The organism is Salinicoccus halodurans (genome assembly GCF_900114445.1).
In the GTDB taxonomy this organism is placed as follows: domain Bacteria; phylum Bacillota; class Bacilli; order Staphylococcales; family Salinicoccaceae; genus Salinicoccus; species Salinicoccus halodurans.
The window spans coordinates 35,616-61,310 of the sequence record NZ_FOTB01000003.1 but is presented as its reverse complement, the minus strand read 5'-3'; the positions used below and the strand labels follow the sequence as shown (position 1 = coordinate 61,310).

25 protein-coding genes, 1 pseudogene and 1 riboswitch are annotated in these 25,695 nt (G+C 41.6%); of the genes and pseudogenes, 19 read left to right on the top strand and 7 right to left on the bottom strand.

Features of this window, described 5'->3' with window-relative positions; genetic code table 11:
• Window positions 1–8 precede the first annotated feature (8 nt).
• The 10 genes from mnmG (at window position 9) to rpsR (ending at window position 8,109) form a co-directional block, all read left to right on the top strand.
• Window positions 9–1,892, top strand: a complete 1,884-nt coding sequence (mnmG, locus tag BM271_RS06885; protein ID WP_046788969.1) for a tRNA uridine-5-carboxymethylaminomethyl(34) synthesis enzyme MnmG — start codon at window positions 9–11, stop codon at window positions 1,890–1,892.
• Window positions 1,889–2,602 carry a 16S rRNA (guanine(527)-N(7))-methyltransferase RsmG gene (gene rsmG / locus BM271_RS06880; protein WP_046788968.1) on the top strand — a complete coding sequence of 238 codons (714 nt, stop codon included), beginning with the start codon at window positions 1,889–1,891 and terminating at the stop codon, window positions 2,600–2,602. Before mnmG ends, rsmG begins: the two co-directional genes overlap by 4 nt.
• 16 nt (window positions 2,603–2,618) lie before the next feature.
• Complete coding sequence (locus BM271_RS06875) at window positions 2,619–3,431, top strand: ParB/RepB/Spo0J family partition protein (protein WP_046788967.1); 813 nt, start codon at window positions 2,619–2,621, stop codon at window positions 3,429–3,431.
• A gap of 137 nt (window positions 3,432–3,568) precedes the next feature.
• A complete protein-coding gene (locus BM271_RS06870) occupies window positions 3,569–4,390 on the top strand; it encodes a ParB/RepB/Spo0J family partition protein (RefSeq protein ID WP_046788966.1) in 822 nt (273 codons plus the stop codon).
• 15 nt (window positions 4,391–4,405) lie between these two features.
• Window positions 4,406–5,329: a mechanosensitive ion channel family protein gene (locus BM271_RS06865; protein WP_052749790.1), complete on the top strand. Its 924-nt coding sequence runs from the start codon at window positions 4,406–4,408 to the stop codon at window positions 5,327–5,329.
• 15 nt (window positions 5,330–5,344) lie between these two features.
• Window positions 5,345–5,524 carry a DUF951 domain-containing protein gene (locus tag BM271_RS06860; RefSeq protein WP_046788965.1) on the top strand — a complete coding sequence of 60 codons (180 nt, stop codon included), beginning with the start codon at window positions 5,345–5,347 and terminating at the stop codon, window positions 5,522–5,524.
• A gap of 27 nt (window positions 5,525–5,551) precedes the next feature.
• Window positions 5,552–6,652 (top strand): redox-regulated ATPase YchF, encoded by a 1,101-nt coding sequence (gene ychF / locus BM271_RS06855; protein ID WP_046788964.1) that lies wholly within the window; start codon window positions 5,552–5,554, stop codon window positions 6,650–6,652.
• Window positions 6,653–6,964: 312 nt separating this feature from the next.
• Entirely contained in the window at window positions 6,965–7,264 is a 300-nt protein-coding gene (gene rpsF, locus BM271_RS06850; protein WP_046788963.1) for a 30S ribosomal protein S6, read from the top strand.
• A 25-nt stretch (window positions 7,265–7,289) separates the two neighbouring features.
• Window positions 7,290–7,799: a single-stranded DNA-binding protein gene (ssb, locus tag BM271_RS06845; protein ID WP_046788962.1), complete on the top strand. Its 510-nt coding sequence runs from the start codon at window positions 7,290–7,292 to the stop codon at window positions 7,797–7,799.
• A gap of 70 nt (window positions 7,800–7,869) precedes the next feature.
• Window positions 7,870–8,109: a 30S ribosomal protein S18 gene (gene rpsR / locus BM271_RS06840; protein WP_017547433.1), complete on the top strand. Its 240-nt coding sequence runs from the start codon at window positions 7,870–7,872 to the stop codon at window positions 8,107–8,109.
• Window positions 8,110–8,223: 114 nt separating this feature from the next.
• Here the strand turns inward: rpsR and pruA are convergent, their stop codons facing one another.
• Window positions 8,224–9,768 (bottom strand): L-glutamate gamma-semialdehyde dehydrogenase, encoded by a 1,545-nt coding sequence (gene pruA, locus BM271_RS06835; protein WP_046788961.1) that lies wholly within the window; start codon window positions 9,766–9,768, stop codon window positions 8,224–8,226.
• 245 nt (window positions 9,769–10,013) lie between these two features.
• Between pruA and BM271_RS06830 the strand changes: the two genes are divergently transcribed.
• Entirely contained in the window at window positions 10,014–10,394 is a 381-nt protein-coding gene (locus BM271_RS06830; RefSeq protein ID WP_046788960.1) for a VOC family protein, read from the top strand.
• Between the two features lie 44 nt (window positions 10,395–10,438).
• Here BM271_RS06830 and BM271_RS06825 read toward each other — a convergent pair whose 3' ends face one another.
• Window positions 10,439–11,539, bottom strand: a complete 1,101-nt coding sequence (locus BM271_RS06825; protein ID WP_046788959.1) for a general stress protein — start codon at window positions 11,537–11,539, stop codon at window positions 10,439–10,441.
• Between the two features lie 343 nt (window positions 11,540–11,882).
• On the opposite strand from BM271_RS06825, the gene BM271_RS06820 reads away from it, so the two are divergent.
• The gene (locus tag BM271_RS06820) at window positions 11,883–12,533 is read left to right on the top strand and encodes a YfbU family protein (protein ID WP_268794009.1); all 651 of its coding nucleotides are present in this window, start codon (window positions 11,883–11,885) and stop codon (window positions 12,531–12,533) included.
• A 30-nt stretch (window positions 12,534–12,563) separates the two neighbouring features.
• Here BM271_RS06820 and BM271_RS06815 read toward each other — a convergent pair whose 3' ends face one another.
• A complete protein-coding gene (locus BM271_RS06815; protein ID WP_046788957.1) occupies window positions 12,564–12,950 on the bottom strand; it encodes a general stress protein in 387 nt (128 codons plus the stop codon).
• A gap of 147 nt (window positions 12,951–13,097) precedes the next feature.
• Window positions 13,098–13,198: riboswitch (purine riboswitch) on the top strand.
• Window positions 13,199–13,278: 80 nt separating this feature from the next.
• Between BM271_RS06815 and guaB the strand changes: the two genes are divergently transcribed.
• Together guaB and guaA are read left to right on the top strand one after the other, a co-directional pair.
• Window positions 13,279–14,748, top strand: coding sequence for an IMP dehydrogenase (gene guaB / locus BM271_RS06810; protein WP_046788956.1), 1,470 nt, complete (start codon window positions 13,279–13,281; stop codon window positions 14,746–14,748).
• An 18-nt stretch (window positions 14,749–14,766) separates the two neighbouring features.
• Window positions 14,767–16,311, top strand: a complete 1,545-nt coding sequence (gene guaA / locus BM271_RS06805; protein ID WP_046788955.1) for a glutamine-hydrolyzing GMP synthase — start codon at window positions 14,767–14,769, stop codon at window positions 16,309–16,311.
• Window positions 16,312–16,494: 183 nt separating this feature from the next.
• Here guaA and BM271_RS06800 read toward each other — a convergent pair whose 3' ends face one another.
• The 3 genes and pseudogenes from BM271_RS06800 to BM271_RS06790 all read right to left on the bottom strand — a co-directional run bounded on the left by BM271_RS06800 (window position 16,495) and on the right by BM271_RS06790 (window position 18,118).
• The gene (locus BM271_RS06800) at window positions 16,495–17,427 is read right to left on the bottom strand and encodes an ATP-binding protein (RefSeq protein ID WP_046788954.1); all 933 of its coding nucleotides are present in this window, start codon (window positions 17,425–17,427) and stop codon (window positions 16,495–16,497) included.
• A gap of 110 nt (window positions 17,428–17,537) precedes the next feature.
• Window positions 17,538–18,011, bottom strand: a pseudogene (locus BM271_RS06795) (tyrosine-type recombinase/integrase); the annotation flags it as partial.
• Window positions 17,996–18,118, bottom strand: coding sequence for a recombinase family protein (locus BM271_RS06790; RefSeq protein ID WP_074924551.1), 123 nt, complete (start codon window positions 18,116–18,118; stop codon window positions 17,996–17,998). The pseudogene BM271_RS06795 and the gene BM271_RS06790, both read right to left, overlap by 16 nt.
• A gap of 338 nt (window positions 18,119–18,456) precedes the next feature.
• Here BM271_RS06790 and BM271_RS06785 point away from each other — a divergent pair, with 338 nt between their 5' ends.
• A complete protein-coding gene (locus BM271_RS06785) occupies window positions 18,457–20,031 on the top strand; it encodes a multicopper oxidase family protein (RefSeq protein WP_052747272.1) in 1,575 nt (524 codons plus the stop codon).
• A gap of 253 nt (window positions 20,032–20,284) precedes the next feature.
• Window positions 20,285–20,563, top strand: a complete 279-nt coding sequence (locus BM271_RS06780) for a four-helix bundle copper-binding protein (protein WP_074924550.1) — start codon at window positions 20,285–20,287, stop codon at window positions 20,561–20,563.
• A 362-nt stretch (window positions 20,564–20,925) separates the two neighbouring features.
• Here the strand turns inward: BM271_RS06780 and BM271_RS14660 are convergent, their stop codons facing one another.
• Complete coding sequence (locus tag BM271_RS14660; RefSeq protein WP_046514319.1) at window positions 20,926–21,462, bottom strand: YdhK family protein; 537 nt, start codon at window positions 21,460–21,462, stop codon at window positions 20,926–20,928.
• 632 nt (window positions 21,463–22,094) lie between these two features.
• Here BM271_RS14660 and merR point away from each other — a divergent pair.
• The 3 genes from merR (at window position 22,095) to BM271_RS06755 (ending at window position 25,638) form a co-directional block, all read left to right on the top strand.
• Complete coding sequence (gene merR / locus BM271_RS06765; RefSeq protein WP_001863748.1) at window positions 22,095–22,487, top strand: Hg(II)-responsive transcriptional regulator; 393 nt, start codon at window positions 22,095–22,097, stop codon at window positions 22,485–22,487.
• A 28-nt stretch (window positions 22,488–22,515) separates the two neighbouring features.
• Entirely contained in the window at window positions 22,516–24,156 is a 1,641-nt protein-coding gene (merA, locus tag BM271_RS06760; protein ID WP_046788952.1) for a mercury(II) reductase, read from the top strand.
• A gap of 159 nt (window positions 24,157–24,315) precedes the next feature.
• Window positions 24,316–25,638, top strand: a complete 1,323-nt coding sequence (locus tag BM271_RS06755; protein WP_046788951.1) for an ISL3 family transposase — start codon at window positions 24,316–24,318, stop codon at window positions 25,636–25,638.
• Window positions 25,639–25,695 lie beyond the last annotated feature (57 nt).

The following is a 25,695-nucleotide window of genomic DNA, read 5'->3' as shown; positions in this document are numbered from 1 at the left end:
GGAAAACTATGACAGGAAATATGAAATACGATGTTATCGTCATTGGTGCGGGACATGCAGGCGTCGAAGCGGGACTTGCCTCTGCACGCAAAGGGCTTAAAACATTGATGCTGACGATCAACTTGGACAATATCGCATTTATGCCATGTAATCCATCCGTCGGCGGTCCGGCTAAAGGGATCGTCGTCAGGGAAGTCGACGCACTCGGCGGACAGATGGCTAAAATAATAGATAAAACACACATTCAGATGAGAATGCTGAACACAGGGAAGGGCCCTGCGGTACGCGCCCTCCGTGCACAGGCGGACAAGGCGCTCTACCAGAAGGAAATGAAGCGTGTGCTCGAAGATGAGCCGAACCTGGATATCCTTCAGGGGATGGTGGACGAGATCATCGTCGAGGAAGACACAGTGAAAGGCGTTAAAACGAATATCGGTACAGTCTACGATGCGGAAGCTGTCATTGTAACGACAGGCACTTTCCTGCGGGGCGAAATCATTTTGGGAGATCTGAAATATTCCAGTGGTCCGAACCACCAGATGCCTTCAGTCCCACTTGCCGACCAGTTGAAAGATCTTGGATTTGACATAGTCAGATTCAAAACAGGAACACCACCGCGCGTCAATTCGGATTCCATCGATTATTCGAAAACTGAAATCCAGCCCGGCGACGATGTGCCGAGGGCGTTCAGTTTTGAAACTAAAGATTTCATCATGGACCAGCTTCCATGCTGGCTGACATACACGTCAGAAAATACGCATCAGATCATTAATGACAACCTGCATCTCTCAGCGATGTATTCAGGAAATATCGTGGGCACAGGACCGCGTTACTGCCCGTCCATCGAAGATAAGATTGTACGCTTCAATGACAAACCGCGTCATCAAATCTTCCTGGAACCTGAAGGCAGGGACACGAAAGAAGTATATGTCCAGGGATTATCAACAAGCATGCCTGAAAACGTCCAGCGTGAAATGCTCTCTTCAGTACCCGGTCTTGAAAATGCAAGGATGATGCGTGCGGGCTATGCCATTGAATATGATGCACTGGTGCCGACGCAGCTGTGGCCGTCACTTGAAACGAAAAAAATCGAAAACCTGTTCACAGCAGGACAGATCAACGGTACGAGCGGCTACGAGGAAGCGGCCGGCCAGGGGCTTATTGCGGGCATAAATGCTGCAGCAAAACTGCTTGGTGAAGAATCGCTTATCCTGAGCCGTTCCGATGCATACATCGGTGTGCTGATCGATGATCTTGTGACCAAAGGGACAAACGAACCTTACCGTCTTCTTACATCCAGGGCGGAACACCGTCTGCTGCTCCGTCATGACAACGCAGATCTCCGTCTGACGGAAAAGGGTCATGAACTGGGTCTGATCTCTGAGGAACGGTATGATGCATTCCTTGCGAAAAAGCAGCATATCGAAGATGAAATCGAGCGTCTTAAAAATGTCCGCATCAAACCGAATGAACGGACACAGTCTGTAATCGAAGCAAGGGGCGGCACACTGCTCAAGGACGGTATCCTTGCATTTGACCTGCTCAAACGTCCTGAAATGAATTACGAATCCATCATGGAAATACTTGAAGAAGAGATCCAGATCACACAAGAAGAGTACGAGCAGATTGAAATCCAGATCAAGTATGATGGTTACATCGCCAAATCCCTTGCACAGGTTGAAAAGATGAAACGCATGGAAAACAAAAAAATCCCTGGAGACATCGATTATGATGCGGTGCACTCACTGGCGACAGAAGCGCTTGATAAGCTGAAAAAAGTCAAGCCGCTGGATATTGCACAGGCGTCCAGGATTTCGGGTGTGAACCCTGCAGACGTATCCATTCTTCTGGTCTACATTGAACAGGGGAACATCAAAAGGGTAAACGCATGACAGAACAACAATTCATAGAAGCACTTAAGCAACAGGGCATCGAACTGACAGCCCGCCAGATCAGCCAGTTCAGGACATACTTCGAGATGTTGGTTGAGTGGAATGAGAAAATCAATCTGACTGCCGTAACAGAAGAAGAGGAAGTATATCTGAAACATTTCTATGATTCATTGACACCGCTCTTCAATATCGACATCAAACAGGATGCGGACATATGTGATGTGGGCGCCGGTGCAGGTTTTCCGAGCATACCGATGAAGATCGTCCGTCCGGATCTGAAGGTCACCATCGTCGATTCGCTCAACAAGCGCATCCGCTTCCTTAATGAGCTGTCGGCAAGCCTGGATTTGGATAAGATGCACCTGGTCCACGACCGTGCAGAGACATTCGGCCAGGGGGCACAGCGTCATAATTTCGATATTGTGACGGCACGTGCGGTCGCGCAGCTGAATGTACTTGCCGAACTCTGTCTTCCACTGGTAAGGACCGGCGGCCATTTTATCGTGCTGAAAGGCAAAAAGGGCATGGAAGAGTTAGATGACAGCAGCTTCGCACTGGATCTGCTCGGCGGCGAAGTAAAAGAGACACACAGTTTTGTACTTCCTGAAGAGGACAGCGAAAGATATATACTCGATATTGAGAAAATACGCAAAACACCGAAAAAGTACCCGAGAAAACCCGGAACTCCGAATAAATCACCATTAAAATGACAGGCAGGTGAAGCAGATGAAAAAGCCTTTTTCCAGACTTTTTGGTCTCATTGATAAAAGTGATGATAAAAAAGAAGATGTGTCCCTGCAGCTTCTTCCGATGGAGAATATTGTGCCGAACCGTTATCAGCCCCGTACGGATTTCGACCGTGACCGTATAAAAGAGCTGGCGGCATCGATTGAAGAGCATGGTCTGCTGCAGCCGATCACAGTCAGACCGATTGAAGAAGGCATGTATGAGATCATTGCGGGTGAACGACGCTTCAGGGCACTGAAGATGATGAACCGTGAAGAAGCGGAAGTCATTGTAAAGTATCTGACGGATACCGAGTCGGCGGCGATTGCCCTCATCGAGAATATCCAGCGTGAAAACCTCTCCAGCATCGAAGAGGCGAGGGCCTATCAGAAGCTGCTCAAGATGGACGGCATCACTCAGAAGAACCTTGCTCAAAATCTGGGTAAGAGCCAGTCTTTCATCGCCAATAAACTCCGCCTGCTTAAACTTTCCGATGGTGTAATCGAAGCGCTGCAGCGTCAGGATATCACTGAACGCCACGCAAGGAGCCTGCTGAGTCTGGATGATGAGTTACAGTCTGAACTGCTTGCAGATATCAGGGATAAAAACTTGACGGTCAAAGATACGGAAACAGCTGTCAAGAACCGGCTGAAGCATGTGAACGGGGAAATTGATTTTAAAGATGATGTTTCATTCATGCTGAATGATCTGAACCGTGAAGTCGAAAAGCTCAGAAACAAAGGTATGGACGTCTCCTATGACACTTCCGAGCAGAAAGAATTTCATGAAGTGAATATAAAGATATTCAAATAAAACACTCACAGGCACTTACCCCGGTGAGTGTTTTGTTTTGGTGTCACAAATGCCTGCAGGCTGATATAATGTTATATGTGATTCCAGGCAAAAATGATGGCTGCAATGCAGTTTAAGATTTACGGAGGTGACGGGCAATGGCAAAAGGACTCGATGGAATGCCTGCAGACGATCAGGATGAAACAGTTGCCATTCTGGATATTTCTGAAATCCGGCGTAATCCTTATCAGCCAAGAACAGAGTTCGATCCAGAAAAGTTAAAGGAACTGGCCGATTCCATCGCTGAGCACGGTATACTCCAGCCGATCATCGTGAGGAAATCGGTTAAGGGATATGATATCGTTGCAGGGGAACGCAGGTTCAGAGCAAGCAAACTCGCAGAAAAAGAAACCATTCCCGCAATCATCAAAGAGCTGACAGATAGACAGATGATGGAATTTGCCATCATCGAAAATCTGCAGCGGGAGAACCTGAGCCCCCTGGAAGAGGCGAAGAGCTACCGCGAGCTGATGGATGGACTGGGCATTACACAAAATGATGTGGCGGAACGGCTGGGGAAATCAAGGCCGTACATCGCCAACATGCTCAGATTGCTTAATCTGCCGCCCCGTGTCAGACAGATGATCAACGCCCGGGAATTATCAGGCGCACACGGCCGGACTTTATTATCGCTCAAAGATCCACTGCAGCTGGAAGCGGCAGCGAAAAAGGCAGTGGAAGAGGAAATGAGTGTCAGGTCACTTGAGATTTATGTAAAATCCCTGGCTGATCCGTCTGTAAGGAAAAGAAAGAAAGCATCAGATAAACCGGGCTTCGTCGTCCGGCATGAAGCGAAGCTGAAGGAACGTTTCGGAACGACTGTCGAGATAAGCAAACAGCGTAAAAAAGGAACGATCTCCTTGGAATTCAGAAATGAAGCGGAATTCAAAAGAATCATTTCAATACTGGAAAATTCATAGAATGGATGTGTAAAATTGTTTTCAATACTTAACAACACAACACCGGAATCGGTGGATTTGGGATTTGTCCAACAGATTGTGGAAGATGTAACTAACCCGGAAACATGGATGGTTATCGGCGGAAGAATCCTGACGGCTATCGTACTGATCGTCGCTGCCTTGATTCTGGTTACAATCGCCAATCGTGTCATCAACAACTTCTTCACTTATAAATCGAAAGCAAAATCCAAGATCAGAGGCAGCGAAAAACGCAATCAGACGTTGATCAATGTGCTGCAGAACGCTGCCACAGTAGTCATATGGTTCGTCATCATCATGATGATCCTGGAAACTTTCAACCTGCCGGTGCGCACATTACTGGCCGGTGCCGGAGTTGTCGGTCTGGCCGTAGGTTTCGGTGCACAGAGTCTCGTTAAAGATATGATTACAGGGTTTTTCATCATTTTGGAAAATCAGTTTGATAAAGGTGATTTTGTAAGGATAAATTCAACCGGTACGACAATCGGAGAAGGAGAGGTCATCGCCTTCAGCCTCAGATCCACTAAGATACAGGGCTGGGAAGGTGAGCTCATCGTCGTGCCAAACGGTTCAATCAGTGAAGTGGTCAACTTCTCCCGTTACAATGCGATTTCAATGCTGGACATCAACCTCTCCCTTGAGGAGGACCTTGATCAAGTGGAAGCGACTCTCAGTAAATACTTCGAAGAAAACTGGAGGAATGAAGAGACGTTGGTTTCCATGCCGGAAGTCCTTGGTCTCCAGGGTATTGAAAATGGGGAAGCAATCATGAGGATAATGCTCGAAACTGAACCAATGGAACATTTTGGTGCAACCAGACGCATGAGGAAAAGAATCAAAAACCATCTCGCAACTAAAGGAATCTATATTTCCGTCCCTAAAATGGACATTCAGGATTTTGACGTAGCTGGAAACGAATAAACGAGGGTGAATGATATGGATAAAGAATATGCCATGCATGACATAGTAGAGATGAAGAAGCCGCATCCATGCGGCAGCAAACTGTTCCGGATTACGCGTCTCGGGGCGGATATCAAGATAAAGTGCGAACAGTGCGGCCGGGTCATCATGCTGCCGCGCCGTGATTTTGAGAAAAGAATGAAATCAGTGAAGTAAAAAAATGAAATGTAAAGGTGATTATTAATGGCTCTAACAGCAGGAATCGTGGGATTGCCGAATGTTGGGAAATCCACATTATTTAACGCTATAACTAAAGCAGGCGCGCTTGCAGCAAACTATCCATTTGCCACCATCGACCCGAACGTCGGTATCGTCGAAGTGCCGGATGAGCGACTCAACAAACTTACGGAAATGGTAGAACCTAAGAAGACCGTGCCTACGGCATTTGAATTTACGGATATCGCAGGAATCGTCCAAGGAGCATCAAAAGGCGAGGGACTGGGTAACAAATTCCTGGCCCATATCCGTGAAGTGGATGCGATCTGTCAGGTTGTCCGTGCATTCAACGATGAAAATGTTACACATGTGTCAGGAAAAGTAAACCCGGTGGATGATATTGAAATCATCAACATGGAACTCATCCTTGCCGATTTGGAAAGTGTGGAGAAAAGACTGCCGCGTCTGGAAAAGATGGCGAAGCAGAAAGATAAGGATGCTATAGCGGAAGCGGCAATCCTTCAGAAAATTAAAGAAGGACTTGAAAATGACCAGGCGGTGCGCTCAATGGAATTCACTGAAGAGGAAGCGAAATATGTGAAGAACTTCCATCTGCTCACACAAAAACCGATGCTTTATGTCGCAAACGTGGCAGAAGATGATCTGGCCAGTCTTGAAGGCAATGCGCATCTGGAGAAAATCAATGAGTATGCTGGAAGAGAAGGCTCTGAAGTCATAGTCATCTCAGCGAAAGTCGAAGAAGAAATCGCAGTACTCGATGAAGATGAAAAGGAAATGTTCCTGGAAGAGCTCGGCATCAGTGAATCCGGCCTCGATAAACTGATCAAGGCATCCTATGATCTTCTGGGACTGGCAACCTACTTCACAGCAGGTGTGCAGGAAGTGCGAGCTTGGACGTTCAAAAAAGGAATGACGGCTCCGGAATGTGCCGGCATCATCCATACCGATTTCAAAAAAGGATTCATCCGTGCAGAAACAGTGAGCTATGATGACCTCGTTTCAGCGGGAAGTGAAGTTAAAGCCAAAGAAGCGGGCAAAGTGCGCCTCGAAGGTAAAGAGTACATCATGAAAGACGGCGACGTCGTTCATTTCAGATTTAATGTGTAAAATATATAATCTTAGACAGTCTTTCTCCTGGCAAGTCTGAATCAGCCGGTTGATCTGTCTCGGAGTGAGATACTCCTTCATGATGTCCCCTCCTGGTATTTACTTTCTATCTTAGTGTATACCAGCGGGACATTTTCATTTGTGATTACTTAGGACATTATCACTTGTGTTTCACAATTTAGATATAATATGTAAAAATTTATTGTAAAATGACTAAAACACTGGTATAATATCGGATTGTGAGTAATGAAAATTATTCCTTGCCTGTTTCCGAGGAACCAGGCCGTTAAAGACCATAAGGAGGTGTAGAAGATGAGAGCATATGAAATTCTATATGTAATCCGTCCTGATATCGAGGAAGATGCAAAAAAAGCACTCGTAGAGCGTTTTGATGATGTATTGACTTCAAATGGTGCGGAGATCGTCGAATCAAAAGAGTGGGGTAAACGTCGTCTTGCGTATGAAATCGAAGATTACAAAGAAGGTTTCTACCAGATCATCAAATTGAATTCTGATGTTGCAGCAACTAATGAATTCGAACGTTTAGCCAAAATCAGCAATGATATCATTCGTCATATCATTGTCCGCGATGAACAAGCAGAAAATAAGTAATTAAAAACACATTGGAGTTGATTACATGCTGAACCGTGTTGTATTGGTTGGTCGTCTTACAAAAGACCCCGATCTTAAAGTCAGTCAAAACAACATTTCCGTAGCAACTTTTACTTTAGCGGTAAACCGCCCATTCACAAGTTCGAATGGCGAACGCGGTGCCGATTTCATAAACTGTGTTGTTTTCCGTAAACAAGCAGAGAATGTCAATCAGTACTTGAAAAAAGGAAGCCTTGCGGGTGTTGATGGTAGACTGCAAAGCCGTACTTATGATAATAAGGATGGGCAGCGAGTGTTTGTGACTGAAGTAGTGTGTGACAGTGTACAATTCCTCGAGCCGAAAGGGCAAGGCGGTAATCAACAACAGCAGTACAATAATAATTCCGCAGACAGCTATACGAATGCGTATGGTAACCAGTCTACAGGATCAAGACCGGCTCCGCAGCAGCAGTCCAGACAGGACAATGCTGAGGAAAACCCATTTGCGAATGCAGATGGCCCGGTTGACATCAGTGATGACGATCTACCATTCTAATATATAGAGCTTCGGAAAACGAACCCGGCAGACGGGTCAGTATAAAATATATGAAGAGGAGGAAACATTCATGGCAGGTCCAAGAAGAGGCGGTCGCCGTCGTAAAAAGGTTTGTTACTTCACAGCCAATGGCATTACGCACATTGACTATAAAGAAGTAGACCTTCTTAAAAAGTTCATTTCAGAACGTGGTAAAATCCTTCCTAGACGTGTTACAGGTACTTCCGCGAAGTATCAGCGCCAGCTTACAGGAGCAATCAAGCGCGCACGTCATATGGCACTACTACCATATGTAAAAGAAGAACAGTAATATACGAAATTCCCAGGTCGAATAGGCCTGGGAATTTTTTATATAAAAATAAGATTGATGACTGATGCCATCAACCTTATTATGTTCAATCCTGCAATGTTGTCTTTCTGGAAATTAGAACATTTCAGAAATGACTTTCTGCTCAAGGAAATTGAGGAGATAGTCCGGACTGCCTGTCTTCTGATCTGTACCGGAGAGTTTGAATCCGCCGAATGGGTGATAACCCATTACAGCTGCTGTACAGCCACGGTTCAGGTACAGGTTGCCGACATGGAATTTTTTCTGTGCCTTGATCCAGTGTTCACGTGTGTTCGTGATGACTGATCCTGTCAGACCGTATACAGTATTATTGGCGATATCGAGCATTTCATCAAAATCTTTCGCTTTTGCGAATGCCACGACGGGGCCGAATATCTCTTCCTGCATGATGCGTGCTTTCGGGTCAAGATCTGCGAATATCGTCGGCTTGATGAAGTAACCTTTGGAGTCGTCTGTCTCTCCGCCGATCTTCAATTCGCCTTCCTCTTTACCGATGTCAATATAACCCTTGATCATATCGAACTGTTTCTGACTGATTACAGGTCCCATATATGTTTCATCTACAGGATTTCCGACAGTCAGCTCTTTTGTCAGCTCAATTGATTTTTTGAGAACTTCATCGTAGACATCCTCATGGATGACCGCACGGGATCCGGCGGAACATTTTTGTCCTGCAAAGCCGAAAGCGGAATTCACGATGGAGTCTGCTGCGAGATCCAGATCGGCATCTTTATCCACGATGATTGTATCTTTACCGCCCATCTCCGTAATGACTCTTTTCAGGAAATGCTGCCCTTCCTGAACGACTGAAGCACGTTCATTAATTCTGAGTCCTGTGCCTTTGGAACCGGTGAATGTAATGAAGTGTGTCTTATGATGGTCGACCATATAGTCTCCGATTACACCTGAATCTCCTGTAACAAAGTTCACAACGCCTTTTGGCAGACCGGCTTCTTCAAGCACTTCAATCAATTTATACGCAATCAACGGTGTATCTTCTGCAGGTTTCAGAAGGACGGTATTCCCTGCGATGATCGGTGCAACAGTCGTTCCTGTCATGATTGCGAACGGGAAGTTCCATGGCGTAATCGTGACGCCTGCTCCCATCGGCTGATAGAAATATTTGTTGTGCTCGCCTTCACGGTCAAGTACCGGTTTGCCGTCAGCCAGTTCCATCATTGATCTCGCATAGTATTCTATGAAGTCGATGCCTTCATTTGTGTCACCATCTGCTTCGTTCCACGGTTTCCCTGCTTCATATACCATCAATGCCGAAAATTCATGTTTGCGGCGTCTTATGATTGCTGCAACTCTGATGAGGAGTGCGGCGCGATCTTCAGGATCCCATTCGCTCCATGTTTCAAAGGCCTCTTCAGCAGCCTGGAACGCATCATCGATATGTTTCTGTGTCGCTTTTGAAACGTGTCCGACAACCTGTTCTTTGTCTGAAGGGTTATAGGAAGTAATCTGATCCTCCGTTTCTATATGCTCACCGCCGATGACCAGCGGCCGCTTGATACCGAGGTCATTTTTCACCTCTTCCAAAGCAGCTTTGAACGCTTTTTTATTCTCTTCTATCGTGAAATCTGTAGCTGGTTCTGCACTATATGGTACTACCATTTAAAAAATCCTCCTTGGTTTTCATTAATACTTTCAGTAATTTAATAGATTAACAATTTGGAAGTATTATCGTCCCAAAACACTCTATATATACCCGATTTTGATAAGAGTATTTATATAATATTGCTGCAAAGGGAAATTCATCAAAAATAAGTTTCTTTTCTCTCATTTTTAATAAATTTACATTAACATGTACAATGTAAATGAAAGTGTTTGTTTTTTATATTCGGAAAAGAGGTGAGATGATGATTGAAAATCTGGCCGGAGTCATGCTTTACGTAGACGATCAGGAAGAGTCGGTTGAGTTTTGGAGAGACAGTCTCGGTTTTACAGTGGTCTCAGAAGAAGAATTGCCGGAAGGGTTCAAAGCAGTCGAGATAGCACCGTACGCAGATGCTGAAACGAGGATTACGATTTTTGATAAAGCCTTCATCAAAAAACACAGTCCGGAATTAAGCCTGGACACACCATCTTTGATGTTTAAAACAGATGATATTGAGTCGTTGCACGAAGAGATGAAAAACAAGAGGATTACAGTAGGTGAGATGACGGATATGGGCGGTGGAAAGGTCTTCAATTTCGCAGACCGGGAAGAAAATTATTTTGCAGTAATGGAGACCCATTAAAATATAAAGTAACGGCCGTCAAAAGTCGGCCCGTTACTTCGTCATTAGCGCTCTTCATCATTCAGTCTGATGACCTGTTCCCCGTTAATGTCATTTTTGATGCTGTAGTCCCTGTTCCTATTATCAAAGTCTTTATCCAGAGGCTGACGGTCGCTCTCTCCAGTGTTTTTCTCTTCTTCAGGTGAAATCTCTTCAGCTATTTCGGGATGATTGTGTGTATCGACCAGGTGCTGATCTCTCCGGTCATCCATCTTATATTCGTTGATGATGGTCTTTTTATTTTTATAATGGTAATCCTCCTGCTCATTTTCAAGATAGTCCGGATCCTTGTGGCGTTCAATTTTTTCTGCATCACTTTCTTCGGTGGCCGTATTCACAGATGGATCGACCGCGATGTGCTCGTCCGTTCCTTCCCCGTATGCCAGATGCGTATCATCTTCCTGCAATTTTTCACTGTGGTCATGGGCTTCACGGGATTTATCCAATGAGAGACCCTCTTCGTTTGCCGGATTATGAATCTGATTGGCTGAGTTTTCCTGATTATTATCATATTCGCCGCTTGGAACTGCCTTATAATCATCATTATCAGTGTTTCTGTTTCCGGGATTCAGATTCGCACCGCCGGTATTTTCCCGGGGGATATCCTGTTCTATCTCTTCTTCTGTGGCAATATTCCCCGCATTGTCATCATGTGCCGTAACACCTGCAACACCGGCATTGCCTGCGGTTCCGGCTGCCGTCATATTAGTGGCATCCTTTTCCGCTTGCTCGTCAGAGTGTACAGTATCCTGACTGTCATCGGTCACAGGTTCTTTGGCGATCGAATCTGCTCCGTCACCATTTACATAAAGCAGGATTTTACCGTTGTCGAGTGCGTTTTTGAACTTCTGCTCTTCCTCATCACTCAAATCCATACCCGCCATGACACGCTCTTCTGAATCTTCGGATGAGAAGAAAGAAACAATTTTATCCCAGGCTGTGCCTTCTGCTGATTTGATATTTATATTTGTATAATCAAAGGAAGACTTTTCGAGGGAATCCCCGGATACTACGGTAATCGATTCTTCCTTTATGCCATCAGTTTTCAATTGTTCTATTCTTCCAAGCAGTTTCTCTTCACTTTCAAATGTTTCAATGTTACGCATGTCATATTCCTCCAATTTTTGTCATATATTCGAACCATATCCAAGTTATAAGATCTCCGATTTTAAAATTATATATATTAAAAGTCTACCCAAAACCGTCTGATATAAACTATTTTGGGAATTACGGACTGTCATCATACAGCCTGGAAATAAAGATTTTGGGCAGATTTTGAAAAATAAGTTGAAAAATTTGTATTTTTCGTAAAATATTGATGGAAAATACTAGTTTAAAAAGTTTAGTTAGTATACTATTAAAATGATATTACCCGCAATGCCCATCAAATTAAGGAGGTTCGTAAACAGTGGTTTAGTGTTTTAACCAAATAAAAAGTGAAGGCGGAGAGTGAAATTGCAAAGTCTGGAAAACTCGGCAATACGTTTAATTTTGTTTAACCAGTATAAGATCATGGACTTAATGACTAAAAGTACTGAAGATTTCTATTGTTACTATCAGGACATTATCGTAAACGGAATTGAAAAGAAATATCCGGTTCTTTTAGAAACGATAGAATTTGGCGGCGCGGGCGTACCAGTCAATGTATCAGAAGATGTTGAACTGATTCTGGAGATATTTTGTGAAGTGCAGAATTCGATTGTGAAATTGGATGCTGATATCCAAAAGGACATAAGAGATAACTATCATGTATATTTTGATGGATTCAATGCCAACGACGAGCTGGAACAGCCATATTATACATACAATGATTTTGTACATAAATACGAAGAAGTAAAACTGCCTGAGGCAGGTGACGGGAAGAGCGGACTCACCCTCCACCATTACAATCAAATGATGAACTGCTATGTGAAGTACCGTTCAGATGAAATACTGGACGAGGAAAAAATCAGGAATATATGTATCAGAAAAGGAGAAGAGGCCGGGGTATCTGAAGCAATTCTGGTGGATTTTACAGATTCAGGATCTTCCCAGCCGCTCCAATTGATAAAAGAGGATAAATCATATCATTTAGAACCAAAGCAGGCCGACACGGAGTAAAATTCGTCCGGTCTGCTTTTTCTATGTGGGTCATTTGTCGTTGTCATTTAAATCTGACTCTGAAGAGAAGGTTGTGCCTTCAGCTTCTTCGGCGCGCTTTTGCAATACATCATCGTCATAGAAAATCAGGAAGTTCCCCTCGCTGACTTTAAACAGATACTTCTCAATTTCATCCTCTCCAAGCTCAAACCTGTTCAGAAATCGTTCCGCAGGTTCATTGTTGGAAAGAATTTCCCGAAGGCCCCTTTCATGTGCAGCGTGACCATGGAAGTGGACCTCTGTGTAATCCAGCGCCTTGAATTCCATATCATCCCGGCCGATCAGATGTATGTCCTCTTCATAGTAATCCTCGTCCTTCAGCTGTTCTATCCTGTTAAGGACAGCCTCTTTATCGTCATACAACTCGAAATAATTCATAATGACATCCTCCCGTAAAGCTTCTGTTAAGTATATATGACTATTCCCTCCGTGCTTTCAATCCAAACACTTCTGCTCTATAATACAGAGTGTAAAGAAAGCCAAAAACTTTGTTGTATCCGTGTCGTTTTTTTGTTATCATTTATAATTAAATATTTTATTTCGTTTCATATAATCATAATAATATGGATTATGAGTTTCTAGGCTTTACCTTAAATAAAGCTACTATGAAATTACAATTGGATACACGGTCGCTGACTGTATTTTGATTGTTCCTATCATATATCTTTTTTAAGGGTGCAGTATTAAAAAATAGGAGGCAATAAGAATGTGGGAAAGGAAGTTTGAAAAAGAAGGTTTAACATTTGACGACGTACTGCTGGTACCGGCGCATTCAGAAGTATTACCTAAAGAGGTGTCACTTTCTGTCCAGCTGTCTGAGAACATCAAGCTGAACATACCGGTGCTTAGCGCGGGTATGGATAGTGTCACTGAATCTGCAATGGCAATTGCGATCGCAAGAGCGGGCGGACTGGGTGTCATTCATAAAAACATGTCAATCGAGCGTCAGCGTGATGAAGTTGAAAAAGTTAAACGTTCAGAAAATGGTGTAATTAAGGATCCGTTCTTCCTGACTAAAGAGGAGCAGGTTTTTGCAGCTGAACATCTGATGGGCAAATACCGTATTTCCGGTGTGCCGATTGTAAACAATCCTGAAGAGAAAAAACTGATCGGTATCATTACCAATCGTGATCTCAGGTTCATCGAGGATTATTCCAAACCGATAGATGATGTAATGACTAAGGAGAATCTGGTAACTGCAGATGTCGGCACAACGCTCGGACAGGCTGCTGAAATCCTGCAGAAACATAGAATTGAAAAACTCCCGCTTGTTGATGAGAATAATATTCTGAAAGGTCTCATCACAATCAAAGATATAGAAAAAGTGATTGAATTCCCCGAAGCGGCTAAAGACAGCCAGGGCCGACTGCTTGTCGCGGCAGCGATCGGCATTGCAAAAGAGACTGAGAGACGTGCAAAAGAGCTCGTTGAAGCGGGTGCAGATGCACTTGTCATCGATACAGCCCACGGCCACTCCCAGGGCGTGCTCACAGCCATCAAGGATGTCCGTGATAAATTCCCTGACGTTACACTGATTGCAGGCAACGTTGCCACTACCGAGGGCACAAGAGCATTGATCGAAGCTGGAGTTGATGTCGTCAAAGTAGGAATCGGACCAGGTTCAATCTGTACGACACGGGTCGTTTCAGGTGTAGGCGTTCCGCAGATCACTGCAGTTTATGATGCTGCGACTGAAGCGCGCAGGCACGGCAAGGCAATCATTGCAGACGGCGGCATCAAACTCTCCGGAGATATCGTCAAAGCACTGGCAGCCGGAGGGCATGCAGTAATGCTCGGCAGCCTGCTTGCAGGTACGACGGAATCACCGGGGGATACTGAAATCTTCCAGGGCAGAAGGTATAAGACATACCGCGGAATGGGTTCACTCGGCGCGATGGAGCAGGGATCCAAAGACCGTTACTTCCAGGAAGATTCGGAAGCGAAGAAATTTGTTCCGGAAGGCATCGAAGGCCGTACGGAATACAAAGGTCCGCTCAGCGATACTATCTATCAACTCATGGGTGGTTTGAAATCCGGAATGGGTTATACCGGTTCTAAAGATCTCGAAGCATTGAGAGAAGATTCTCAATTCATTAAGATCACAGGTGCAGGACTGATTGAAAGTCATCCGCATAACGTTCAAATTACCAAAGAATCTCCAAACTACACTAGATAAGAAGGGAACAGTTGAAAGATGGAAATGGCGAAAGAGCAGGAACTTATCCTTGTTATCGACTACGGCAGCCAGTACAACCAGCTGATTACGCGCCGTATCAGAGATCTTGGGGTTTACAGTGAACTCCATAATCCGAGCATCACGATTGAAGAAATCAAAGAACTCAAACCGAAAGGCATCATCCTCTCAGGAGGACCGAAATCCGTCTATGCAGATGATGCATATACAGCAGATCCGGCAATTTTCGACCTGGGTATTCCAGTACTGGGAATATGCTACGGCATGCAGCTGTTGACGCATATGCTCGGCGGAGAAGTGGTGCCTTCAAATGAGAAGGAATTCGGTTCTACCGAAATCAATATAAATACGAATTCTGCATTGTTCAAAGGGCTCTCGGAAAATGAAACAGTCCTTATGAGCCACAGTGACAAAGTGACACGCATCCCTGATGCATTCGAACAGATTGCACAGACGCCACTTTGTAAATATGCAGGAATCAGCCATAAGGAAAAAGACATTTACGGCGTACAGTTCCATCCCGAATCCAAACACTCAGTAAATGGGGACACTTTCCTTAAAAATTTCATCCGCGATATTGCAGGCTGCCACGGTGAATGGTCTATGGACAACTTCATCGACATCGAAGTCGAGAAGATCCGTGAACAGGTTGGAAACAGCAAAGTCATCTGTGCAATGAGCGGCGGCGTAGACTCTTCCGTTACCGCAGTACTGATGCATAAAGCCATCGGTGACCAGCTGACATGTATTTTCGTCGACCATGGACTGCTCCGCAAAGGCGAAGGCGACATGGTCATGGAACAGTTCGGTGAAGGCTTCAACATGAACATCATCAAAGTAGATGCCAAAGATCGCTTCCTCAGCAAGCTCAAGGGCGTATCCGATCCTGAGCAGAAACGTAAGATCATCGGCAACGAATTTATCTATGTATTCGACGATGAAGCATCCAAATTAAAAGACGCGGACTTTCTGGCACAGGGTACACTTTACACAGATATCATCGAATCCGGTACAGAGACGGCAACGACGATCAAATCACACCATAACGTCGGTGGTCTGCCTGAAGATATGCAGTTCGATCTCATCGAGCCGCTGAACACTTTATTCAAAGACGAAGTGAGACAGCTCGGCATCGAGCTTGGCATACCGGAACACCTCGTGTGGAGACAACCGTTCCCCGGGCCGGGACTCGGCATCCGCATCCTCGGTGAAATCACCGAAGAAAAACTCGAAATCGTCAGAGAAAGCGACTGGATCCTACGCGATGAAATTGCAAAAGCAGGACTCGACCGTGAAATCTGGCAGTATTTCACAGTGCTCCCTGATATCCGCTCCGTCGGGGTAATGGGTGATTACAGAACATACGACCACACAATCGGCATCCGTGCCGTAACCAGCATCGACGGCATGACAAGCGAGTTTGCAAGAATCGACTGGGATGTACTGGAGCGCATCTCCAAACGGCTCGTGAACGAAAGCAAGCATATCAACCGCGTCGTCTATGATGTAACAAGCAAGCCGCCGGCAACAATCGAGTGGGAATAACGATATATAATACTAAAACCCTTTAACTGCAATGGTTAAAGGGTTTATTTATAATATTATTTATATAAAAAGGGCAAAATGAGGGCAAATATGAAATTTATGCATGAAAATAATTCACTTCGAAAGTTAAAAATTACTAAATAATTAGATTCATTCAGGTGTTGATACAGTTATAAAACTTATCTAAATAATCTTCCACTTAAATTCTATTATATCTGAATCAGCACCATGGCTTTCTGATTCTATTTTTTTGAATACTAGTAGTGCGTATTTTCCCATCTTATTTACCACAATAGCTAAATCATCTGTTGAGTATCTTCTAAACCTATTAGAAAAATCTAGTTTTTTAAAATCTAATTGTTCAACATTGTGAAATAAATTGTGACAATTTTTGATTCGAGATACTTGTAATTGGTAATCATTATAGATTCTAGCTACATTATTATTTGCAACATCAAACTTGATGTTAAATTCGTACATTCGTTTACCAAATGTAAATTTCCCGTTGTTATTAGAAGGATTAATTTTGGCGTTACCTTCAAAATCCTCATTTTTGTAGTTCATTTCTGAATTAATTTTATTTTGATTTAGTATATTCTGATATACATTGTCGACCCAGGAGGGATTCGAAATATATTTTTCAAGCGTTAGTTTCTCTCTTGTTTCCTCATCTAAAGATAAATTTATACTTCCTTTTCTTATAAAAGAAGTTCCTTCACAATATTTTTCGTTATCCTGCTTTACAGTATAAGGTCTTTCGTTATTATCTTTTTTTATAAAAACATATCCTAATCTTTTTTTTCTCAAAACTACTTCTCCGGTTTCAATTCTAGGTCTTGGCTTTATAAACTCAAATAAATGTTGATACTCACTATCATCTGTCATCTTATTCTCTAAACCTTTTATGTATAGAGTGGCATCTACTACTCCAAATATTATGAATTTATCTTCTCCATACGCTTCTTCACTATTCAACATAGCTATTACATCTTTTACAACTTCCCATTTCTTTTTACTGCTAAGATCGTATTCTATCATCTTATAGTCAATAAAAGCTTTCTCATTAGTTTTATTATCTACAATGTCTTGAATTCTTTGTTCTATACTTTTTGTCATAAATATCACCTATCAAATTATAAAGATTTATATCTATCTGAAATAGTAAATATTTCTAATAAAATTAGATTTAATATTATGGTTAGATTAGGTATAGGAATATCTTTTTATTATTGTGGTAGTTTTTCAAGTTTATCCATCATATCCTTATCCACCTGTTCCGTTACATGTGAATATATCTGTAAAGTGGTTTTATGATCACTGTGTCCAACTCGGTCCATGATAGCTCTTAAAGATACTCCGAGTTGAGACAGCAACGATATATGAGTATGCCTTAGTGTATGTGTAGTTATGTGCTTTTCTATACCAACTGCTTTTGCTCCAGCTTGTAAACACCTATTAGCAGTCGATTTATTAATAGGGTTTCCTTTGTAGTCAGTAAAGAGGAATCCTCTGTCTTGATACTGCTCTTCCCACTGTTTTAATTTTTTGTTCTCAATAATTATTTTTTTAAGAATTTCTATGCTTCTGGATGTGATGGAAATAGTTCTGTAAGAGGATTCGTTTTTTGTAGTGTCTTTGAAGCCATACTCAGCTCCTCTTCTTTCCCAAAGGATTGTTCCATCAATTATTTCCGTCCACTTACCTTTTCGAAAAATATTCGATCACAACCATATTCATTTAAGACATCAATTTGACTATTTAAATTCTGATCTCTCGTACTGACCCTGACATAACCAATTTTGCTCATCATTTTTCCTCCTTATTTATTTCCTGGTAGGGGATTATATGTATTCTATCCTCTAATTAGCACTCACAAATCTTGGATAGCGTACAAAAACTCAATAAGTTTTTTTAAATATTATACAAAGATAATTGTACGGGTTTTTGTACTTACAATCTATAGCGAAATCAACCATATTTCATCTCCTTCCAATAAACGGTCGTTTTTTAAACTTAATTTTACATGTAGTTTTTGTCATATTAAATACTCAATTTATGCACGAATTCTCGAAAATTATAATCTAGTCTAATACATAAAGGAATGACAAGTTCTTTATTAAAAGTAGAAAGAAGGGATTGTAAAGTATGAGAAAAAAGAACCTATTGATAAGCTTGTTTTCTCTGATGATGGTCATTGTTTTATCAGCTTGTACAAGCAATGACGGAGAAGCATCTGTAGAAGATACTAGCAATGAAAAGAATTTAAATGAAGAGATGAACATGAATGAGGACAATGAAAGTTCTATGGAAGAAAATATGAATGGCTCCTCCAGTTCAGGAGAAATGAATAATGGTTCCATGGGTATGGGTAATGACCATATGGATCATGATGATGTGGTAAGTCTAATTGATTCGACAGGAGAGAACGAACTGAGTATCCCACCTGTACTCAAAAGCGACAGCAACAAAGGAACTGAGTATACAATACGCGCGCAAAAAGGAGAAACAGAAATATTTGATGGCGTTCAAACAAAAACATATGGCTATAATGACTCGTTTCTAGGTCCCATGCTTCAATTTGAAAAAGGAGATACTGTGAAAATAAACTTAATCAATGAACTCAATGAAAATACCACTTTTCACTGGCATGGATTGGAAGTGCCAGGGAATGACGATGGTGGTCCACACAATGTATTGGAGCCAGGCGAAGAGAGTACTATTGAATTTGAAGTGACACAGGAAGCTGCCACATTGTGGTTCCATCCCCACCCGGAAGGAAAAACCTCTGAACAAGTGTACAACGGACTTGCTGGGTTAATTTATATCGAGGACCAAAATTCAAAAAATCTCGAATTACCAAGTGAATATGGAGAAAATGACATCCCTCTCGTTTTCCAGGACAAAGTATTTAATGATGAAAAACAACTGAATTACAAAGCCGTAGCAAATGAAGATGGCACAGTCGGGGATACATCATTAATTAACGGCACATTGAATCCAAAATTAACTGTAGATAAAGAAAAAGTAAGGCTTCGACTTTTAAATGGATCAAATGCAAGAAATTACACCTTTAAACTAAATACAGGGGATTCTTTTGTACAAGTCGCAACGGACGGCGGGTTTTTAAATGAACCGGTCTCAATGGAAGAAATCACACTCACGCCTTCAGAGCGGGCCGAAATAATCATTGATTTTTCTAAAGTCGATGGTAATGAAAATATAGCGTTAATGAATGAAGATGGTGCCACGCTCTTACCTTTTGAAATCACAGATCAAACAGGTAAGAACATGGATATACCTGATGAAATGAATGACTTTTCAGTTACGGAAGAAGAAAAGAACCTGCCAGTGACAAAAGAAATTGAACTTTTCGGCATGATGGATCAGGTAACGATAAACGGAAAAAAATTTGATCCTGAAAGAATTGATTTTACGCAGGAACAAGGTGTTACAGAAGTATGGGAAATCTATAATAAACCTGACATGATGGGCGGCATGATTCATCCGTTTCACATCCATGGTGCTCAGTTTAAGATCCTTTCCAGGAATGGAGAAGCACCACCTGAGAACGAAAGAGGCTGGAAAGATAGTTTTTCCGTTGCCCCGGATGAGACTGTAAAAATTGCCATTCAGTTTAAAAATAAAGGCATATATATGTTCCACTGTCACATACTTGAACATGAGGACAATGGGATGATGGGACAGGTTAAAGTAGAGTAAGCTCCAAAGCTTCAATCTAATAACAAAAAAGGAACTATTTCTTGATTTTTTCTAGACGAATTACAACATTGAGTAAGTTGGAGAAGGACAATCATCATTAAAATTATGTGCAGTTTCTATGGAGTTTTACCATATCGGTTTATATGCGAAATGGATGGGAATTCAATTAATGTAAGTGCATTCAATTCTATAGGAGGGATTTATAAAGGCTCATGAACAACATCAACAACTGATTCAGACGTTACATGAATGTATGGAAGCCTGTAACCACTGTTACGATGCCTGTCTGAGGGAAGAAGACGTAAAAATGATGGCGGAGTGTATCCGATTGGATCGTGAATGTGCAGATATCTGTGCATTTTTAGAACAGGCTCTGACAAGAAATTCACCATTTTCTTCTGATCTGGCGGCAGTATGTGCCAAGGTCTGCGAAGCATGCGGCAACGAGTGTCAAAAACATGACCACGATCACTGCCAGAAATGTGCAGATGCGTGCTTCAAATGTGCAGAGGCTTGTAAAGAAATCGCCTAAGCACAACACTTAGAAAGAAGTGGTATGTCGGAACTTATTCTGGACATACCACTTCTTTTATTTCCGGTTAAGATTGTACCCAGCATTTTAACGAAAATATACATTAAGGTGTATTTGCATTATTAATTAAGAGCGCCCTTGATTTTGACAATACTTATAAGAGACGCCTTAGTTTAGACAAGGTTATAAAAAACAGTTGAGTTCGCTTAGAACCATCGTTGCAAGGAGGAGTAAACCGAATTCCCTTCAAAACAGTCATTAATGTATCTGTTAATTCATATAATAAAAAGAGCTTATCCATGCAGATTATCCATTTGAGATAGATAATCCAGTAAAGATAAGCTCTTTAATATCATCTGTTTTTATTCAACAGGTGACAATTCACTTTCTGTCACCCATTTATGATTTTCTACTTTTTCTCCAGTTGTTGTTGTGAAGTCAAGCATATATACAGTAGTGTCTTCAGCAGATTCTATCACAGCGGTTGCACCATCCATGCCTTTCATGTGATCCGCATCCAAGGTCACTTCAGTGCCGGGCTCCAGTGGTGCTTCTCCTGGACCTTCCAATTCTTCATGGATGACCCATTTATGATTCTCCACTGGGTCTCCACCAGTTGTAGGGTAATAAGTGACACTATAAGCAACAGTATCAAATGCGCCTGCAATTGTTGCTTCAGCGCCATACATACCTGGCATATGATCGGCTTTGATAATGGCTTGGCTACCCACTTCATAAGTTGGATCTTCTGCTTCCTGCAGACCGTCAGGGACTACACCAGTGCTGGACATCTGTTCAGCAAAAATGGATTGAATCGTTTCTTTCACTTCTAAAATACTGGTGCGTATATCATTAATTTCTGCTTCAGTCTCTTCAATGGATGCATCCTGGTTTTCCATTTTTTTGGTCACAGCATCCAAATGGTTGTCAGCGGCGTTTAAGCGATTCAGCAGAGATTCCAGCTTGTCCAGATACTCTTTATAGAGCTGTACTTCATCAACTGTTATAGGAGGGCCTTCGATAGATCCTTCGATTGCCTCCAGCTCAGATTGGATAGCGTCCGTTTTCTTCTCAACCTTATCCAGTCTCTTTTCAACCTTTGCTTCCCCCTGTGCTTGTCCATTGGCTTGGGGAGCTGCGTTGATGGAATCTGCCGAAACTTGTCCTGCTGAGAAACTGATTCCAGTAACGGTTGCGAGTGTGACGACTATTTTTGTAAATCTGTTATTCATTTTACATTCCTCCCTGGTATTTTTTCTAAGAGATATTTACCTTAAATGATACAAGCAATCCAATGCCTTCTAATCATTTTAAAGGGTCTTCGGAATATATAGTGGAATTACTTTCTTAATAGTTTAAAAACAACTGGTGTTTAAATCGGATTTTCTGGTGGGATGTTAGGATAATCAATAGTATTATATAAAAGTATCAATCACATACGAGTGATACTTTGGGAAAAAAATAAAATAGTCCAATTTACTTGACCGTGTACTATGGTACACGGTTTATAATATTCATGGGGTGAAATAAGATGATTTATCGCATTAGTGAGTTTGCAGATAAATGTGGAGTTAATAAAGAAACGATCAGATATTACGAGCGAAAAAATTTATTACAAGAACCTCACCGAACGGAAGCTGGTTATCGGATATATTCATATGATGACGTTAAGCGTGTTGGGTTTATTAAACGAATACAGGAACTTGGTTTTTCTTTAAGCGAGATTTATAAATTACTTGGTGTTGTAGATAAAGATGAAGTTCGTTGTCAAGATATGTTCGAATTTGTTTCTAAAAAACAAAAGGAAGTGCAAAAACAAATAGAGGATTTAAAACGAATTGAAACTATGTTAGACGACTTAAAACAACGATGTCCAGATGAAAAGCAATTACATTCGTGTCCAATAATAGAAACATTAACATGAGAGATTAATTAACGAAAGGAGCTTTTTTATGAATAAATTTAAGGTAAACATTTCAGGAATGACTTGTACGGGTTGTGAAAAACACGTAGAATCAGCACTTGAAAAGATAGGTGCTAAAAATATTGAGTCTAGTTATCGTCGTGGTGAAGCAGTATTTGAACTGCCCGATGATATTGAGGTTGAAAGTGCAATAAAGGCGATTGATGAAGCAAATTACCAAGCCGGAGAAATTGAAGAAGTATCATCACTAGAAAACGTGGCGTTAATTAATGAAGACAATTATGACCTTCTTATTATTGGTTCTGGTGCTGCTGCCTTTTCTTCGGCAATTAAAGCTATAGAATACGGTGCAAAAGTTGGAATGATTGAGCGTGGAACGGTTGGGGGAACCTGTGTGAATATTGGCTGTGTTCCGTCAAAAACTCTTCTTAGGGCAGGGGAAATCAATCATTTATCAAAAGACAATCCGTTTATAGGTTTACAAACATCCGCTGGAGAAGTGGATTTAGCTAGTTTAATCACGCAAAAGGATAAATTGGTGAGCGAACTTCGGACTCAAAAATATATGGATTTAATTGATGAATATAATTTTGATTTAATTAAAGGTGAAGCAAAATTCGTTGATGCTAGTACGGTTGAGGTCAATGGGGCAAAGTTATCTGCAAAACGCTTTTTAATTGCAACAGGTGCATCGCCTTCGTTGCCCCAAATTTCAGGACTTGAAAAAATGGACTATTTAACTAGTACAACACTTCTTGAGTTAAAGAAAATACCAAAACGATTAACTGTAATTGGTTCAGGATACATTGGAATGGAGCTTGGACAACTATTTCATCATTTAGGTTCAGAAATAACGCTTATGCAAAGAAGTGAGCGACTTTTAAAGGAGTATGATCCTGAGATTTCAGAGTCAGTTGAAAAAGCGTTAATTGAACAGGGTATAAACCTTGTCAAAGGGGCAACTTTTGAGCGTGTTGAACAAAGTGGAGAGATAAAAAGGGTTTACGTAACAGTAAATGGCAGTAGAGAAGTCATTGAATCAGATCAGTTACTTGTTGCCACTGGAAGAAAACCAAATACGGATTCTTTAAATTTAAGTGCAGCAGGTGTTGAAACTGGAAAAAATAATGAAATCCTGATCAATGATTTTGGTCAAACAAGTAATGAAAAGATTTATGCAGCAGGAGATGTGACTTTAGGACCACAATTTGTATATGTAGCAGCCTATGAAGGTGGAATTATTACTGATAATGCTATTGGTGGATTAAACAAAAAAATAGATTTATCGGTAGTTCCTGCTGTTACGTTTACGAATCCGACGGTTGCAACGGTTGGTTTAACAGAAGAACAAGCAAAAGAGAAAGGGTATGATGTGAAGACATCTGTATTACCTTTAGATGCTGTTCCAAGAGCAATTGTAAACCGTGAAACAACCGGTGTATTTAAACTAGTAGCAGATGCAGAAACACTAAAAGTATTAGGGGTTCATATTGTATCTGAGAATGCAGGAGATGTCATCTATGCAGCATCATTAGCTGTTAAATTTGGCTTAACGATAGAAGATTTAACAGAAACCCTAGCACCATATTTAACAATGGCTGAAGGGCTAAAATTAGCTGCACTTACGTTCGATAAAGATATTTCGAAATTATCTTGTTGTGCAGGCTAAGGGAACTTTTTTACAACTCCCTATTCAAGTGAACCAGCTAATGCTTTAAGGGATTTTCTAAGTGCATTTGTGGTCACAAAAATAATTTAACACTGATGATTTCGACATCAAATCTATAATTGATACCTTAACACCGCAGAGTAATAAAGGATGAATAATATGTCAGACTTATTATCCCTACCAGACATTAAAACAATAGAACCGCCACAAGAAAATGAAACCGATATGATGTTTAAAGTTGAAGCAGTCGGACCACCTGAACGTTGTCCTGAATGTGGTTTTGACAAGTTGTACAAACACAGTTCAAGAAATCAACTAATTATGGATTTGCCCATTCGTTTAAAGCGAGTGGGCTTACAATTGAACCGTAGACGATACAAGTGTCGTGAATGCGGATCTACCTTCTGGGAACGCCTAATATCTGTAGATGAAAAGCGTAGTATGACCAAAAGGCTTTTAAAGTCCATTCAAGAGCAATCCATGTCTAAGACCTTTGTAGAAGTCGCAGAAAGCGTTGGTGTTGACGAGAAAACCATTAGGAACGTTTTTAAGGACTATGTGGCACTCAAAGAACGTGAATACCAGTTTGAAACTCCTAAGTGGCTTGGGATAGACGAGATACATATTATCCGTAGACCTCGGCTTGTATTGACTAATATTGAACGCAGGACTATTTATGACATCAAGCCTAACCGTAACAAGGAAACAGTCATCCAACGTCTTTCAGAAATCAGTGACAGGACTTACATTGAGTACGTCACAATGGATATGTGGAAGCCCTACAAAGACGCAGTGAACACTATCCTTCCACACGCTAAAGTTGTCGTAGATAAGTTTCATGTAGTTAGAATGGCTAATCAAGCCTTAGATAACGTCAGAAAGTCTTTGAAAGCCCATATGAGCCAAAAAGAAAGACGTACCCTTATGCGTGAAAGGTTTATCCTTCTAAAGCGTAAACACGATCTAAATGAACGTGAATCATTCCTCTTAGATACTTGGTTAGGTAATCTTCCTGCTTTAAAAGAAGCCTATGAACTCAAAGAAGAGTTTTACTGGATATGGGATACTCCTGGTCCAGATGAAGGTCATCTTCGTTATAGTCAATGGAGACACCGTTGTATGTCCAGCAACTCTAAAGACGCATATAAAGACCTCGTGAGAGCCGTAGACAACTGGCATGTCGAAATATTCAACTACTTTGATAAAAGGCTCACTAATGCTTATACGGAGTCAATTAACAGCATTATTAGGCAGGTAGAGCGAATGGGTAGAGGTTACTCGTTTGATGCCTTACGAGCCAAAATCCTTTTCAATGAGAAGCTCCATAAAAAGCGTAAGCCACGATTTAATTCAAGTGCTTTCAATAAAGCTATGTTATACGATACTTTCAATTGGTATGAAGTGAATGATCACGACATTACAGACAACTTTGGTGTCGATTTTTCCACACTTATTAAGAATTTGGAGAAGGGTGATTTATAAGCCCTTTTCCACCATAAAATCCGAATACCCATTTTAAATTTCTATTGATTCACCTTC

Bases quoted from the DNA above. Each gene is read 5' to 3' on its own strand.
- mnmG (WP_046788969.1), top strand. From the start codon at position 9: ATGACAGGAAATATGAAATACGATGTTATCGTCATTGGTGCGGGACAT.
- rsmG (WP_046788968.1), top strand. From the start codon at position 1,889: ATGACAGAACAACAATTCATAGAAGCACTTAAGCAACAGGGCATCGAA.
- BM271_RS06875 (WP_046788967.1), top strand. From the start codon at position 2,619: ATGAAAAAGCCTTTTTCCAGACTTTTTGGTCTCATTGATAAAAGTGAT.
- BM271_RS06870 (WP_046788966.1), top strand. From the start codon at position 3,569: ATGGCAAAAGGACTCGATGGAATGCCTGCAGACGATCAGGATGAAACA.
- BM271_RS06860 (WP_046788965.1), top strand. From the start codon at position 5,345: ATGGATAAAGAATATGCCATGCATGACATAGTAGAGATGAAGAAGCCG.
- ychF (WP_046788964.1), top strand. From the start codon at position 5,552: ATGGCTCTAACAGCAGGAATCGTGGGATTGCCGAATGTTGGGAAATCC.
- rpsF (WP_046788963.1), top strand. From the start codon at position 6,965: ATGAGAGCATATGAAATTCTATATGTAATCCGTCCTGATATCGAGGAA.
- ssb (WP_046788962.1), top strand. From the start codon at position 7,290: ATGCTGAACCGTGTTGTATTGGTTGGTCGTCTTACAAAAGACCCCGAT.
- rpsR (WP_017547433.1), top strand. From the start codon at position 7,870: ATGGCAGGTCCAAGAAGAGGCGGTCGCCGTCGTAAAAAGGTTTGTTAC.
- pruA (WP_046788961.1), bottom strand. From the start codon at position 9,768: ATGGTAGTACCATATAGTGCAGAACCAGCTACAGATTTCACGATAGAA.
- BM271_RS06830 (WP_046788960.1), top strand. From the start codon at position 10,014: ATGATTGAAAATCTGGCCGGAGTCATGCTTTACGTAGACGATCAGGAA.
- BM271_RS06825 (WP_046788959.1), bottom strand. From the start codon at position 11,539: ATGCGTAACATTGAAACATTTGAAAGTGAAGAGAAACTGCTTGGAAGA.
- BM271_RS06815 (WP_046788957.1), bottom strand. From the start codon at position 12,950: ATGAATTATTTCGAGTTGTATGACGATAAAGAGGCTGTCCTTAACAGG.
- guaB (WP_046788956.1), top strand. From the start codon at position 13,279: ATGTGGGAAAGGAAGTTTGAAAAAGAAGGTTTAACATTTGACGACGTA.
- guaA (WP_046788955.1), top strand. From the start codon at position 14,767: ATGGAAATGGCGAAAGAGCAGGAACTTATCCTTGTTATCGACTACGGC.
- BM271_RS06800 (WP_046788954.1), bottom strand. From the start codon at position 17,427: ATGACAAAAAGTATAGAACAAAGAATTCAAGACATTGTAGATAATAAA.
- BM271_RS06790 (WP_074924551.1), bottom strand. From the start codon at position 18,118: ATGAGCAAAATTGGTTATGTCAGGGTCAGTACGAGAGATCAGAATTTA.
- BM271_RS06785 (WP_052747272.1), top strand. From the start codon at position 18,457: ATGAGAAAAAAGAACCTATTGATAAGCTTGTTTTCTCTGATGATGGTC.
- BM271_RS06780 (WP_074924550.1), top strand. From the start codon at position 20,285: ATGGAAGCCTGTAACCACTGTTACGATGCCTGTCTGAGGGAAGAAGAC.
- BM271_RS14660 (WP_046514319.1), bottom strand. From the start codon at position 21,462: ATGGAAAACCAGGATGCATCCATTGAAGAGACTGAAGCAGAAATTAAT.
- merR (WP_001863748.1), top strand. From the start codon at position 22,095: ATGATTTATCGCATTAGTGAGTTTGCAGATAAATGTGGAGTTAATAAA.
- merA (WP_046788952.1), top strand. From the start codon at position 22,516: ATGAATAAATTTAAGGTAAACATTTCAGGAATGACTTGTACGGGTTGT.
- BM271_RS06755 (WP_046788951.1), top strand. From the start codon at position 24,316: ATGTCAGACTTATTATCCCTACCAGACATTAAAACAATAGAACCGCCA.